Source organism: Pseudomonas sp. 8Z (assembly GCF_902506535.1).
GTDB lineage: Bacteria > Pseudomonadota > Gammaproteobacteria > Pseudomonadales > Pseudomonadaceae > Aquipseudomonas.
Genome location: NZ_LR733827.1, coordinates 246,018 through 258,892 on the forward strand (window position 1 = coordinate 246,018; position 12,875 = coordinate 258,892).

The following is a 12,875-nucleotide window of genomic DNA, read 5'->3' on the forward strand; positions in this document are numbered from 1 at the left end:
TGGCTAGGCAGAACACGGGGCGTGGTGCGTCACGCAATCATTGCTATATGCCGGTATAAGTACTGTTTATGACGTCGATGGACGGTCCTCGGACTGCCTGGCCTGGTTAATCGTGGTGGGCCAGAGGCGTAAGAAGGCCAATTGACAAGTTCAGGGTTTTGCCTGATGGTGTGCACACCCAAATCAAACGGGCGTATGAATTGAGCGTTTGCCTGGTCAGGCGCGCCGTTCCGAGCCCGATTATCGCGTCGGCGGGTGTGCCGTACTGATTGGGGCTATGCTCGATGGCAATGCCGCGAGCTGGCCTGCCGGTTGGCTCCGATGTGTACTGTTCAGCTTCCATACCGTGGAGATCAGTTGATGATTTACGAAGGTAAAGCCATCACGGTTAAGGCTCTTGAGAGTGGCATCGTCGAATTGAATTTCGACCTCAAGGGTGAGTCCGTCAACAAATTCAACCGCCTTACCCTCAATGATCTGCGTGCTAGCGTAGATGCGATCAAGGCTGACGGTTCGATCAAGGGCGTGATTGTCACCAGTGGCAAGGACGTGTTCATCGTCGGTGCCGACATCACCGAATTCGTCGATAATTTCAAACTGCCCGACGAAGAGCTGGTGGCTGGCAACCTGGAAGCCAACAAGATTTTTAGTGATTTTGAAGACCTCGCTGTGCCAACGGTCGTTGCCATCAATGGTATAGCCCTAGGTGGCGGTTTCGAGATGTGCCTGGCCGCTGACTACCGCGTGATGAGCGAGAGTGCCAAGGTCGGCCTGCCAGAGGTCAAGCTGGGTATTTATCCGGGGTTCGGCGGCACAGTCCGTCTGCCGCGCGTAATCGGCGCCGACAATGCTGTCGAGTGGATTGCCTCCGGCAAGGAAAACAAAGCCGCAGACGCCCTCAAGGTGGGTGCCGTCGACGCCGTCGTTGTCGCTGACAAGCTCAAGGATGCTGCACTGGACCTGGTCAAACGTGCCATCTCCGGTGAACTCAACTACAAGGCCAAGCGCCAGCTCAAACTGGAAAAACTCAAGCTCAACGCCATCGAGCAGATGATGTGCTTCGAGACCGCCAAGGGCTTTGTTGCAGGGCAGGCTGGGCCAAATTATCCGGCGCCTGTCGACGCGATCAAGACCATCCAGAAAGCCGCCAACTTCGCTCGTGACAAGGCGCTGGAAGTCGAGGCCGCTGGTTTCGTCAAGCTGGCCAAGACCTCGGTTGCCGAGAGTCTGATTGGCCTGTTCCTCAACGACCAAGAGTTGAAGAAGAAGGCCAAGCATTACGATGAAATCGCTCAGAGCGTGAAACTGTCCGCCGTGCTTGGCGCCGGTATCATGGGCGGTGGTATCGCTTATCAGTCGGCCTCCAAGGGCACCCCGATCTTGATGAAGGATATCCGTGAAGAGGGTATCCAGATGGGCTTGAACGAGGCCTCCAAGCTGCTCGGCAAGCGTGTCGAGAAAGGCCGCATGACTGCGGCGCAGATGGCTGATGCGCTCAATGCCATTCGCCCGACCATGTCCTATGGCGACTTTGCCAATGTCGACATCGTCGTTGAGGCTGTAGTCGAGAATCCCAAGGTCAAGCACGCTGTGCTGGCCGAGGTGGAAGGCCAGGTGCGCGAGGATGCGATCATCGCTTCGAACACCTCGACCATTTCCATTTCCTACCTGGCTCAGGCACTGAAGCGCCCCGAGAACTTCGTCGGCATGCACTTTTTCAACCCGGTGCACATGATGCCGTTGGTGGAAGTTATTCGTGGCGAGAAGTCCAGTGAAGTGGCCGTGGCGACCACCGTTGCTTATGCCAAGAAAATGGGCAAGACCCCTATCGTGGTTAACGACTGTCCGGGCTTCTTGGTCAACCGTGTGCTGTTCCCGTACTTCGGCGGTTTCTCCAAGTTGCTGGAGTTTGGCGTTGATTTCGTGCGTATCGACAAGATCATGGAGAAGTTCGGTTGGCCCATGGGCCCGGCCTATCTTTCCGATGTGGTCGGTATCGATACCGGTCACCATGGCCGTGATGTGATGGCTGAAGGTTTCCCCGACCGCATGGCTGTGGAAGGCAAGACCGCCGTTGATGTGATGTACGAGGCCAATCGTTTAGGGCAGAAAAACGGTAAGGGCTTCTACTCCTACGAGATGGACAAGCGCGGTAAACCGAAGAAAGTTTCTGATCCCGAGGCTTATGAAATCCTCAAGGCCATCGTCAAGCAGCCGCGTGAGCTGACTGACGAGGACATCATCAATTTCATGATGATTCCGCTGTGCCTGGAAACCGTTCGCTGCCTGGAAGACGGCATCGTCGACACCGCAGCCGAGGCCGATATGGGCCTGATCTACGGTATCGGCTTCCCTCCCTTCCGTGGTGGTGCGCTGCGCTACATCGATTCGATCGGTGTGGCCGAGTTCGTCGCCCTGGCCGACAAGTACGCCGAGCTGGGCGCCCTGTACCACCCGACCGCCAAACTTCGCGAAATGGCCGCCAAGGGCCAGAAGTTCTTCGGTTAATCGCGCAGCGAACAGAGCGAGAGTAGAAATATGAGCCTGAATCCAAGAGATGCAGTGATCGTCGACTTCGGTCGTACCCCGATGGGGCGTTCCAAGGGCGGCATGCACCGTAACACCCGTGCGGAAAACATGTCCGCGCACCTGATCAGCAAGCTGCTGGAGCGCAACGACAAGATCGATCCGAAGGAAGTCGAGGATGTGATCTGGGGTTGCGTGAACCAGACCCTGGAGCAGGGCTGGAACATCGCCCGCATGGCGTCGCTGATGACCCAGATTCCGCATACCAGTGCCGGCCAGACCGTCAGCCGTCTGTGCGGCTCGTCCATGAGCGCCCTGCACACCGCCGTACAGGCGATTCAGACTGGCAATGGCGACGTCTTCGTCATTGGTGGTGTGGAGCACATGGGCCACGTCGGCATGATGCACGGCGTCGATCCCAACCCGCACTTGTCGCTGTACGCCGCCAAAGCGTCCGGCATGATGGGCCTGACTGCTGAAATGCTGGGCAAGATGCATGGCATTAGCCGCGAGGCGCAGGATCAGTTTGGTGTGCGTTCGCACCAACTTGCCTGGAAAGCTACGCAGGAAGGTAAGTTCAAGGACGAGATCATTCCGATGGAAGGCTATGACGAAAATGGCTTCCTGAAGATGTTCGACTTCGACGAAACCATTCGTCCAGAAACCACGCTGGAGGGTTTGGCCTCCCTGAAGCCTGCCTTCAACCCCAAAGGTGGCACCGTGACGGCGGGGACGTCCTCGCAGATCACCGATGGTGCGTCCTGCATGATCGTCATGAGTGCCCAGCGTGCTAAGGACCTGGGTGTCGAGCCGATGGCTGTGGTACGTGCCATGGCGGTTGCTGGCGTAGATCCGGCAATCATGGGTTACGGCCCCGTACCTGCAACGCAGAAGGCGCTCAAGCGTGCCGGTCTGACTATCGACGACATCGACTTCCTTGAGCTCAATGAGGCTTTCGCCGCCCAGGCCTTGCCGGTGCTGAAAGATCTGAAACTGCTCGACAAGATGGAGCAGAAGGTCAACCTGCATGGTGGTGCTATTGCTCTAGGACACCCCTTCGGTTGTTCCGGGGCCCGTATCTCCGGTACCCTGCTGGGCGTCATGAAGCAGAACGGTGGCACCCTGGGTGTTTCCACTATGTGTATTGGGCTTGGTCAAGGCATCACCACCGTCTTCGAGCGTATCTAAGCGATCTCGTTTAGCGTTAGCGGACACGAAACCGGGGCCACACGCCCCGGTTTTGCTTTTACGGCTTTTTATTTTGGAGCCCTCTCATGCAGTTGCAGCCAGGACTTTATCGCCATTACAAGGGGCCGCAGTACCGTGTATTCGGTGTGGCGCAGCATTCCGAAACCGAGGAACCGATGGTGGTCTATCAGGCTCTTTATGGTGAGTTTGGACTTTGGGTTAGGCCGCTGGCTATGTTCTGCGAGCAGGTCGAAGTGGACGGGCAGCCATATCCACGCTTTGCTTTGATTCAGGCTGAAATCAGTCCAATCGGTGGTGGCAGTGCCTGAAGGCGCAACCCCCTTTGCTTGACCTTCACTCGGTCGCCACTATATATAGCGGGGCCTCAAGGTTACCCGCCTTCTATATTTCGCAATTCAGGAATCTTCTGATCCATGGGCAAATCGCTGGTCATCGTGGAATCCCCGGCCAAGGCCAAGACCATCAACAAGTACCTGGGCAGCCAGTACGTGGTGAAGTCGAGCATCGGCCACATCCGTGACCTGCCTACCAGCGGCTCGGCAAGCGCCACCAAGGAGCCGGCCAAGCGTGGCAAGGCTGCCGCCGAGGCGCCTGCACTGTCGCCCAAGGAAAAAGCCAAGCGTCAGTTGTTCGCTCGCATGGGCGTCGACCCTGAGCACGGCTGGAAAGCCAAGTACGAGATCCTGCCCGGCAAGGAAAAGGTGATCGAAGAGCTGCGCCGTCTGGCCAAGGATGCTGACACCATCTATCTCGCAACCGACTTGGACCGAGAGGGGGAGGCCATCGCTTGGCACCTGCGCGAGTCCATTGGTGGCGATGACAGCCGCTACAAGCGCGTGGTGTTCAACGAGATCACCAAGAAGGCGATTCAGGACGCTTTCTCCAAGCCCGGTGAGTTGGACATCAATCGTGTCAACGCTCAGCAGGCCCGTCGCTTCCTCGACCGCGTGGTGGGCTACATGGTCTCGCCGCTGCTGTGGGCCAAGATTGCCCGTGGCCTGTCTGCCGGTCGCGTGCAGTCGGTAGCCGTGAAGCTGGTGGTTGCGCGCGAGAAAGAAATCCGCGCCTTCGTCCCAGAAGAATACTGGGAAGTGCACGCCGATCTGGGCACCGCGAAGAATGCCAAGGTGCGCTTCGAGGTCGTTCGTGAAGACGGCTCGGCCTTCAAGCCGGTCAACGAAGCGCAGGCCATGGCGGCGCTGGAGAAGCTCAAGGCTTCCAGCTACAGCGTGGTCAAGCGCGAAGACCGCCCGACCAGCAGCAAGCCCTCGGCTCCGTTCATCACCTCGACCCTGCAGCAGGCCGCGAGCAACCGCCTGGGCTTCGGGGTGAAGAAGACCATGATGATGGCCCAGCGTCTCTATGAGGCTGGCTACATCACCTATATGCGTACCGACTCGACCAACCTGTCCAACGACGCGGTGGAGATGGTGCGTGGTTTCATCGGCAGCGAGTACGGCGACAAGTACCTGCCGGGCAAGCCCAACCTGTATTCGAGCAAGGAAGGCGCGCAGGAGGCGCACGAAGCGATTCGTCCGTCCGACGTCAATCTGCGCCCGACCCAGCTCTCCGGTATGGAGCGTGATGCCGAGCGTCTGTATGACCTGATCTGGCGCCAGTTCGTCGCCTGCCAGATGCCGCCGGCTGAATACCTGTCCACCAGCGTCACCGTGGCTGCCGGCAACTTCGAGCTGCGCGCCAAGGGCCGCATCCTCAAGTTCGACGGTTACACCCGTGTGCTGCCGCAGCAGAGCAAGCCCGGCGAGGACGATGTCCTGCCGGAAATGAAGGAAGGCGAGGGCCTCAAGCTGATCCAGCTCGACCCCAGCCAGCACTTCACCAAGCCGCCTGCTCGTTATTCTGAAGCCAGCTTGGTCAAGGAGCTGGAAAAACGCGGCATCGGTCGTCCATCCACCTACGCGGCGATCATTTCCACCATTCAGGATCGTGGCTACGTCACAGTGCACAACCGCCGCTTCTATGCCGAGAAGATGGGCGACATCGTCACCGAGCGCCTCGATGAAAGCTTCGCCAACCTGATGGACTACAGCTTCACCGCCACCATGGAAGAGCATCTCGACGATGTGGCCCAGGGCGAGCGCGAGTGGAAGAACCTGCTCGATGAGTTCTATGGCGACTTCAAGAAGAAGCTTGAGGCTGCCGAAGCAGGCGAGGGCGGCATGCGTGCCAACCAGCCGACCTTGACCGATATTCCCTGCCGCGATTGCGGTCGGCCAATGATGATTCGTACCGCCTCTACCGGTGTGTTCCTCGGCTGCTCCGGTTATGCTCTGCCGCCGAAAGAGCGCTGCAAGGCCACCATCAACCTGGTGCCGGGCGATGAAATCGCCGCCGATGACGAGGGTGAGTCCGAGTCCCTGGTGCTGCTCGGCAAGCATCGCTGCCCAATCTGCTCTACGGCCATGGATGCCTACCTGCTGGATGAGACTCGCAAACTGCACATCTGTGGCAACAACCCCGATTGCACGGGCTACGAGATCGAGCAGGGCCAGTACCGCATCAAAGGCTATGAAGGCCCGAGCCTTGAGTGCGACAAGTGCGGCAGCGAAATGCAGCTCAAGACGGGGCGTTTTGGCAAGTTCTTCGGTTGCACCAACTCCACCTGCAAGAACACCCGTAAATTGCTGAAGAATGGCGAGGCTGCTCCGCCTAAGATGGATAAGGTGGATATGCCGGAACTCAAGTGCGAGAAGGTGGATGACACTTACGTGTTGCGCGATGGGGCTTCTGGTCTGTTCCTTGCGGCTAGCCAGTTTCCGAAGAACCGCGAAACGCGTGCGCCCTTGGTGCTGGAGATTGTCCCGCATAAGCACGAAATCGATCCCAAGTACCACTTCCTGTGCGATGCACCGCAGAAAGACCCGGATGGTCGCCCTGCGGTGATTCGCTACAGCCGCAAGACCAAGGAGCAGTACGTGCAATCGGAAGTGGACGGCAAGCCCACTGGGTGGCGTGCCTTCTTCGACGGTGGCAAGTGGAAGGTTGAGGACAAGCGCTGAGCCTATGGGCTCGGCGATGTTTTCCAGATCCACTACGCGCCGACTTTGCTCGGCGCGCGTATGATGGCTCCACCTGCAATGGAGATCGCCACAATGGCCAAAGAGCTCTATACCCGCACTAATCAGAAGATCTTCTTCGCTGGGATTGCGCTGGACAATTGGCGTAAGGCCGAAGCCTCCTCCGCTTTCAATGTATCGGCGCTAGTTCAGGCGGAGCGAGAAGCGGCGTTGTTCCATCTATATGGCGGTGTGTTGGGGGTGTGCCACGAAATTGCCGGTTATTACCGCATGCCGGATGGCATGGTGACTCGTGTTGAGGCTTTTCTTGATCAGGCTGTACTTACCCGTTCCCCGAGCCCTGAGCTTGCCGAGCTGGTGGAGTTGGCGCAGCAGCCTGAAACCTGGTTGGCTCAGTTGCTGGCGGCGTATGCAGAGTTGTTCAAAGCTCATCAGGACGTCCCAAAAGCCAAGGTTGACCCGGCTATGCCATTGATCACGGCGCTCAGCCTGGAATCATCGCGCCCCGAACTCACATTGGACGATCTTGATGAGTACCGTCAGCAGCTCAAGACGCTGGTGCTGCGTTTTCGTGAAGGGCTCAGTGAGTGCTGATTGCATTTATCTGGACAAGTGGGCTGGGGCTGTCTTCGGCTGACTGTTACAATGTCGTGTTTTCGTATAGAGATTGAGCCATGTCTACGTCCTTTCTGGAAATCGTCGAACTGCCCGATGGGCGTATCGCCTTGCGCCGTGCAGAGGATGAAGAGGCTCTGGTGACTCTGGATTTTTCCGCGGATGCCAAGGCTTTCTTGCAGGGCCAGCATGTCGAAGTGGCCAAGGCCATGCTCAATGTTGGCGTGCAGATGGCGGGACGAATGGCTGAGGGTGATTTCAGTGCTGAGGATGAAGGTCCGCGAGTTTTGCACTGAACGATCACTTTCAGGCTTCAGGCAATAGCGAAAAGCCCCTCCAGTGTGAGGGGCTTTTCATTGGGGCGCATTCATGGTTTAGGTCATTGACGAATCATCGTCCGGCCGGACGCTTTTGTAGCCTGTAGCCTGTAGCCTGTAGCCTGTAGCCTGTAGCCTGTAGCCTGTAGCCTGTAGCCTGTAGCCTGTAGCCTGTAGCCTGTAGCCTGTAGCCTGTAGCCTGTTCAGCCCAGGCTGATATTCAGGCTCTGTGCTTTTCCTGTTTGGGCTGCTTTGGCAAGGCTTAGTCGTGTGCTGCGTGCAACGGGATGCAGCCAGCTGATCACCGTATGGCTGCGCCCCAACTTAAGGGCCTCTTCGGCCAGCTCCAGTGCGCTTTGTCCCTGGCGCGGCTGCAGCAGCAGGATGCGCTCACGGTTCAGGCCAGCTTCGCGTAGCCAGGCTTGGGTCAGGCTGGCGGGTGGGGCTACCAGTGTCAGCCAGCGTGCATCCTGATTCTGGCTCAGCTCACGCAAGATGGGCGCTAGCAAGTGCAGGCAATGACCGGCGGCACCGCGCAGGGCCAGTTCGCTGAATGCTTGATCATCCTCGCCGTGCAGGATGTCATCGCTAGCGACCATCGGTTCGCTGGATGTGGGTGCCAAGAAGGCTTCAAAAAGGTGGAGTTGTGAGCGCTCGAATGACTGCTGCACTTGCATGACACCTCCTCAGCGGCGGATTACACCGACACTCAAGCCTTCGATGATCAGTTCCTGGTGCTCCAGATCCACTTCGATTGGTGAGAACTCCGGGTTTTCAGCGATCAGCCAGACTTTATTACCCTCGCGTTTGAAGCGTTTGACTGTCACTTCATCATCGATACGGGCGACGACAATTTGGCCGTTGCGGGCTTCACGGGTGGTATGTACGGCAAGCAGGTCACCGTCGAAGATGCCGATGTCCTTCATGCTCATGCCGCGTACGCGCAACAGGTAGTCGGCCTTGGGCTGAAAGAATGCGGGGTTGATCTGGCAGGACTCCTCGACATGCTGCTGGGCGAGGATCGGTGCGCCGGCGGCGACGCGACCGATTACGGGCAGGCCGTCGTCGTCGTTGGCGGCGCCTGGTTCGAAGCCGGGGATGCGGATACCACGCGAAGCGCCAGGCGTCATCTCGATAGCGCCTTTGCGTGCCAGTGCCTTGAGGTGTTCTTCTGCGGCATTGGGTGATTTGAAGCCCAGCTCCTGAGCGATTTCTGCGCGGGTAGGCGGGTAGCCGTTGTCTTCCAGGCAGCGCTTGATGAAGGCGAGAATCTCGGCTTGGCGTGGGGTCAGTTTCAGCATGACTGGACTCTGTCTTTTTATACAGTTGCTGGGATTATATACAGTAAGTTCGGCTTGGCAACGGTCAATTTCATCTTGGCTCTGTTGCTCTGTAACTTGGCGTAATCGGCGCTCGTCATAGCCTCCTGTATGCTGTGACCGGTCGGGCAGAATCTGGCTTGTGCGGCTTGACAATTCGGTGGGCTGAAACGTATGTTTCAAACGATTGTTTGTCTGGTGATAAGTCATGGCTCAGTCTGAAACCGTTGAACGCATTCTCGATGCAGCGGAGCAGCTATTCGCGGAGAAAGGCTTCGCTGAAACGTCGCTGCGCCTGATCACCAGCAAGGCTGGGGTTAACCTGGCTGCTGTCAATTACCACTTCGGTTCCAAGAAAGCACTGATTCAAGCGGTCTTTTCGCGCTTTCTAGGGCCGTTTTGCGCCAGCCTGGAAAAAGAACTGGATCGCCGCCAGGGTAAGATCGAGGCTCAGTTTACGCTTGAGGAGCTGCTTGAGTTGTTGGTAGAGCAGGCGCTGGCCGTCAAGCCGCGTAGTGGCAATGATCTGTCGATCTTCATGCGTCTGCTGGGATTGGCCTTCAGTCAGAGCCAAGGGCACCTGCGCAAATATCTCGAAGAGGTGTACGGCAAGGTGTTTCGCCGCTACATGCTGCTGGTGCACGATGCCGCACCGCGTATCCCGCCGTTGGAGTTGTTCTGGCGTGTGCATTTCATGCTCGGCGCTGCGGCGTTCAGCATGTCCGGTATCAAGGCGCTGCGCGCCATGGCAGAAACGGATTTCGGCGTGCATACCTCCATCGAGCAGGTGATGCGTATGATGGTGCCGTTCCTCGCAGCCGGTATGCGTTCTGAAACTGGTGTTGCCGATCCGCAACTGGCGGCAGCTCAGCTCAAGCCGCGCAACAAGACCGCGAGCGCGCCAACCAAGGCGTGACAGCGATGGGCTCGCCTGGCGTCATCCGCTAAGCTAGCCGCATGCTGGATCTCGACCTGCTGCACATTTCCATTGCCGACCAGATGCTCTACGGCCTGAAGGCCGGGCGTCTGTGCGTACGTGTTCCTGTATCAACGGCGCTCAATGGGGCGGGCGAGCGCAACGGTAGCGGCTGCACACCGCGCGGTCTGCATCAGGTACGTGCACGTATCGGTGCGGGATTGCCTCTGGCGGCCGTGTTGCGCGCTCGGCGCTGGACGGGTGAGGTTTGGTCGCCGCATTTGCATCAGCAGTTCCCGCGGCGAGACTGGATTCTGACGCGGATTCTTTGGTTGAGCGGTCTGGAGCCTGGGCGCAATCGCCTGGGACAGGTCGACACCTTTCGCCGCTATATCTATCTACATGGCACGCCGGATACGGAACCCATGGGTACTGCGCTGTCCCATGGCTGCATTCGCCTATGCAATACCGACATGCTGGCGCTTTTTGAGCGCGTCCCTCTGTATTGCCGGGTGTTTATCGATGAGGCGCCCTGCCCACAGTGGTCTGCAGGTCACGACTTTCAATAAGGAATATTCCCATGCAAGGTTCTTTGATGATGGACATTGGCGGCGCTTGGTTGACCGCCGAGGACCGTCAGATGCTGCGCCAGCCCGAGGTGGGCGGCTTGATCATTTTCGCTCGTAATATCGAATCCCCTCGTCAGGTACGCGAGCTGTGCCAGAGCATTCGCGCAGTGCGCCCGGACTTGCTGTTGGCAGTTGATCAGGAGGGGGGGCGTGTGCAGCGTCTGCGTCAGGGCTTTGTGCGTTTGCCTGCGATGCGTGCTATCGCTGACAACGACAATGCTGAAGTGTTGGCTGAGCATTGTGGCTGGTTGATGGCGACCGAAGTGCAGGCGGTGGGTCTGGACTTGAGTTTTGCTCCCGTGCTTGACCTTGATCATCAGCGCAGCGCCGTGGTTGGTAGTCGTGCATTCGAAGGCGACCCGCAGCGTGCCGCCAGGCTGGCGGGGGCGTTCATTCGAGGCATGCACCAGGCTGGCATGGCGGCTACCGGCAAGCACTTTCCGGGGCACGGTTGGGCCGAGGCTGACTCCCATGTCGCTATTCCGGTTGATGAGCGCAGTCTCGATGAGATTCGCGCCTGTGACATGCAGCCGTTTCGTTTGCTGGGCACTGAGCTGGATGCAGTGATGCCCGCTCATGTGATTTATCCGCAGGTCGATGAACAGCCTGCTGGTTTCTCGCGTCGTTGGCTGCAAGACATCCTGCGTGGTGAGTTGGGCTTTGATGGGGTGATTTTCAGTGATGACCTGTCGATGGCCGGGGCTCATGTTGCAGGTGATGCTGGGCAGCGTATCGAGGCGGCGCTAGTGGCTGGCTGTGACATGGGTTTGGTGTGCAATGACCGCGCAGCCGCTGAGGTGGCCCTGGCGGCTTTGCAGCGCTTACAGGTGAAGCCGGCGCAGCGTTTGGCGCGTATGCGCGGGCGAGGTTATGCCAGCACTGATTATCAGGCAGCACCGCGTTGGTCGCAGGCTATTGCGGCTTTGCGCGCTGCCCAGTTGCTGGAGTAAAAGGCCATGACCGTTCATGCGATCATCGGTGGTACCGGCCTAACGCAGCTTGACGGCTTGCACATCGAGACCGAACTCAGCCTGCAGACGCCTTACGGCAGCCCTTCGGCGGCAATCCTGCGTGGTGAGTATGCTGGGCGTACGGTGCTGTTTCTGGCGCGTCATGGTCAGCCGCATCGTATTGCGCCACATCAGGTGAACTACCGGGCCAATCTCTGGGCGCTCAAGCAGGCTGGGGCGCAGGCGATTGTCGCGGTCAATGCGGTCGGTGGTATTGCACAGGGCATGCCTGCCGGACACTTCTGTGTGCCGCGACAGATCATCGATTACACCTATGGTCGTGCTCAGACTTTTTTTGAGGATGAGCTGCAGCAGGTTACCCATATCGATTTCACTGAGCCATACGATGCCGGGCTGCGTGCGATGTTGATTGCAGCCCTGCGTAGCGAGCGGGTTGGGTTCAGCGATTACGGCGTCTATGGCTGCACGCAGGGGCCGCGCCTGGAGACTGCTGCTGAAATCCAGCGCATGGAGCGCGATGGTTGTGATGTGGTGGGTATGACTGGTATGCCCGAGGCAGCACTGGCCCGTGAGCTGGCCTTGCCATACGCCTGCCTGGCGCTGGTGGTCAATCCGGCGGCGGGTAAGTCGAGTGCACCGATTACCATGGAGGGCATCGAGCGAGTGCTAGAGCAAGGTATGGGCTCAATCAGGTCGGTGCTGGCGCGCGTGCTGGCGATCAATTAAAGGGTGAAAAGGGCTGCCTTGCCTGACCTTCGCTCGCTACGTTTTCACTCAGTCTGTTAGCGGCCCTTTCTGTTTTGCGTGCAGGCTTAAAGCGGGCTGACGCGAATGAGGGCGCCGAGGCTGCCATGATCGAGATAAGTCAGGCTGTTGTCTTTAAGGCGTTGGGCAATTTTCATGTGCTCACTGGCCTCGACCAGACCGTCGGTGGTGAAGCGATTGATCCAAAGCTCGATATCCAGATCGGTGAAGCGATCCTGTACGAAGCTGAGTGTGCCTTCGACTGGGTAGTGGCCAAGCTGGCTTTGCCCGCTCGTTACGGCAACACGGCTAGGTGTGTCGCTCATGGTTTGGCTCCAGGCTTTGTGTAATAGCACCTGATAGCCGTTGTTTGGGTTGAGTTTGGCGGCTTCGCTATCCAGTGCTGTGGCGCGCTCGTTGCCGGTGATTGGCAGGGCAGTACCGGCCCAGTCGTCCGGTGCGATTTTCGGCGCGAGCACGGCCTCGCCAGGTTGGCGGAACACCAGTAGCTCCACCTGGTATAGGCGTTCAGCGAAGGCGCTTGGTGCGAGTAAGCAGAGCAGCAGGGCAATCAGGTGCAGTGGGCGCATT

The 12,875-nt window shown here is 58.4% G+C and carries 13 protein-coding genes; 10 read left to right on the forward strand and 3 right to left on the reverse strand.

Annotation, left to right across the window (positions count from 1 at the left end; translation table 11 throughout):
• Positions 1-360: 360 nt before the first annotated feature.
• The 6 genes from fadB to AERO9A_RS13910 all read left to right on the forward strand — a co-directional run bounded on the left by fadB (position 361) and on the right by AERO9A_RS13910 (position 7,684).
• Positions 361-2,508, forward strand: a complete 2,148-nt coding sequence (fadB, locus tag AERO9A_RS13885; RefSeq protein WP_159972547.1) for a fatty acid oxidation complex subunit alpha FadB — start codon at positions 361-363, stop codon at positions 2,506-2,508.
• A 30-nt stretch (positions 2,509-2,538) separates the two neighbouring features.
• The gene (gene fadA / locus AERO9A_RS13890) at positions 2,539-3,714 is read left to right on the forward strand and encodes an acetyl-CoA C-acyltransferase FadA (protein ID WP_159972548.1); all 1,176 of its coding nucleotides are present in this window, start codon (positions 2,539-2,541) and stop codon (positions 3,712-3,714) included.
• Between the two features lie 86 nt (positions 3,715-3,800).
• On the forward strand, positions 3,801-4,043 hold the full coding sequence (locus tag AERO9A_RS13895) for a DUF1653 domain-containing protein (RefSeq protein WP_159972549.1): 243 nt from the start codon (positions 3,801-3,803) through the stop codon (positions 4,041-4,043).
• Positions 4,044-4,148: 105 nt separating this feature from the next.
• Entirely contained in the window at positions 4,149-6,755 is a 2,607-nt protein-coding gene (gene topA, locus AERO9A_RS13900) for a type I DNA topoisomerase (RefSeq protein ID WP_159972550.1), read from the forward strand.
• 93 nt (positions 6,756-6,848) lie between these two features.
• Complete coding sequence (locus tag AERO9A_RS13905) at positions 6,849-7,367, forward strand: DUF6586 family protein (RefSeq protein WP_159972551.1); 519 nt, start codon at positions 6,849-6,851, stop codon at positions 7,365-7,367.
• An 80-nt stretch (positions 7,368-7,447) separates the two neighbouring features.
• Entirely contained in the window at positions 7,448-7,684 is a 237-nt protein-coding gene (locus AERO9A_RS13910; protein WP_159972552.1) for a hypothetical protein, read from the forward strand.
• 224 nt (positions 7,685-7,908) lie between these two features.
• Here the strand turns inward: AERO9A_RS13910 and sulA are convergent, their stop codons facing one another.
• Both sulA and lexA read right to left on the reverse strand, forming a co-directional pair.
• On the reverse strand, positions 7,909-8,382 hold the full coding sequence (gene sulA, locus AERO9A_RS13915; protein WP_159972553.1) for an SOS-induced cell division inhibitor SulA: 474 nt from the start codon (positions 8,380-8,382) through the stop codon (positions 7,909-7,911).
• A gap of 9 nt (positions 8,383-8,391) precedes the next feature.
• Entirely contained in the window at positions 8,392-9,006 is a 615-nt protein-coding gene (gene lexA, locus AERO9A_RS13920) for a transcriptional repressor LexA (protein WP_159972554.1), read from the reverse strand.
• 226 nt (positions 9,007-9,232) lie between these two features.
• Here lexA and AERO9A_RS13925 point away from each other — a divergent pair, with 226 nt between their 5' ends.
• From AERO9A_RS13925 to AERO9A_RS13940, 4 genes are read left to right on the forward strand one after another with little or no spacing between them, the layout of a single operon-like run.
• Entirely contained in the window at positions 9,233-9,940 is a 708-nt protein-coding gene (locus AERO9A_RS13925; RefSeq protein ID WP_159972555.1) for a TetR/AcrR family transcriptional regulator, read from the forward strand.
• A gap of 41 nt (positions 9,941-9,981) precedes the next feature.
• Positions 9,982-10,509, forward strand: a complete 528-nt coding sequence (locus tag AERO9A_RS13930; protein WP_159972556.1) for a L,D-transpeptidase — start codon at positions 9,982-9,984, stop codon at positions 10,507-10,509.
• Positions 10,510-10,520: 11 nt separating this feature from the next.
• Entirely contained in the window at positions 10,521-11,519 is a 999-nt protein-coding gene (gene nagZ, locus AERO9A_RS13935; protein ID WP_159972557.1) for a beta-N-acetylhexosaminidase, read from the forward strand.
• 6 nt (positions 11,520-11,525) lie between these two features.
• A complete protein-coding gene (locus tag AERO9A_RS13940; protein ID WP_159972558.1) occupies positions 11,526-12,266 on the forward strand; it encodes an S-methyl-5'-thioinosine phosphorylase in 741 nt (246 codons plus the stop codon).
• 86 nt (positions 12,267-12,352) lie between these two features.
• Here the strand turns inward: AERO9A_RS13940 and AERO9A_RS13945 are convergent, their stop codons facing one another.
• Positions 12,353-12,874 (reverse strand): CsiV family protein, encoded by a 522-nt coding sequence (locus AERO9A_RS13945; protein WP_159972559.1) that lies wholly within the window; start codon positions 12,872-12,874, stop codon positions 12,353-12,355.
• Position 12,875: the final 1 nt, after the last annotated feature.

Excerpts from the sequence above, each read along its gene's own strand:
- sulA (WP_159972553.1), bottom strand. The coding sequence starts at position 8,382 with ATGCAAGTGCAGCAGTCATTCGAGCGCTCACAACTCCACCTTTTTGAA.
- fadA (WP_159972548.1), top strand. The coding sequence starts at position 2,539 with ATGAGCCTGAATCCAAGAGATGCAGTGATCGTCGACTTCGGTCGTACC.
- AERO9A_RS13905 (WP_159972551.1), top strand. The coding sequence starts at position 6,849 with ATGGCCAAAGAGCTCTATACCCGCACTAATCAGAAGATCTTCTTCGCT.
- fadB (WP_159972547.1), top strand. The coding sequence starts at position 361 with ATGATTTACGAAGGTAAAGCCATCACGGTTAAGGCTCTTGAGAGTGGC.
- AERO9A_RS13925 (WP_159972555.1), top strand. The coding sequence starts at position 9,233 with ATGGCTCAGTCTGAAACCGTTGAACGCATTCTCGATGCAGCGGAGCAG.
- AERO9A_RS13930 (WP_159972556.1), top strand. The coding sequence starts at position 9,982 with ATGCTGGATCTCGACCTGCTGCACATTTCCATTGCCGACCAGATGCTC.
- AERO9A_RS13895 (WP_159972549.1), top strand. The coding sequence starts at position 3,801 with ATGCAGTTGCAGCCAGGACTTTATCGCCATTACAAGGGGCCGCAGTAC.
- AERO9A_RS13940 (WP_159972558.1), top strand. The coding sequence starts at position 11,526 with ATGACCGTTCATGCGATCATCGGTGGTACCGGCCTAACGCAGCTTGAC.
- AERO9A_RS13945 (WP_159972559.1), bottom strand. The coding sequence starts at position 12,874 with ATGCGCCCACTGCACCTGATTGCCCTGCTGCTCTGCTTACTCGCACCA.
- topA (WP_159972550.1), top strand. The coding sequence starts at position 4,149 with ATGGGCAAATCGCTGGTCATCGTGGAATCCCCGGCCAAGGCCAAGACC.
- lexA (WP_159972554.1), bottom strand. The coding sequence starts at position 9,006 with ATGCTGAAACTGACCCCACGCCAAGCCGAGATTCTCGCCTTCATCAAG.
- nagZ (WP_159972557.1), top strand. The coding sequence starts at position 10,521 with ATGCAAGGTTCTTTGATGATGGACATTGGCGGCGCTTGGTTGACCGCC.
- AERO9A_RS13910 (WP_159972552.1), top strand. The coding sequence starts at position 7,448 with ATGTCTACGTCCTTTCTGGAAATCGTCGAACTGCCCGATGGGCGTATC.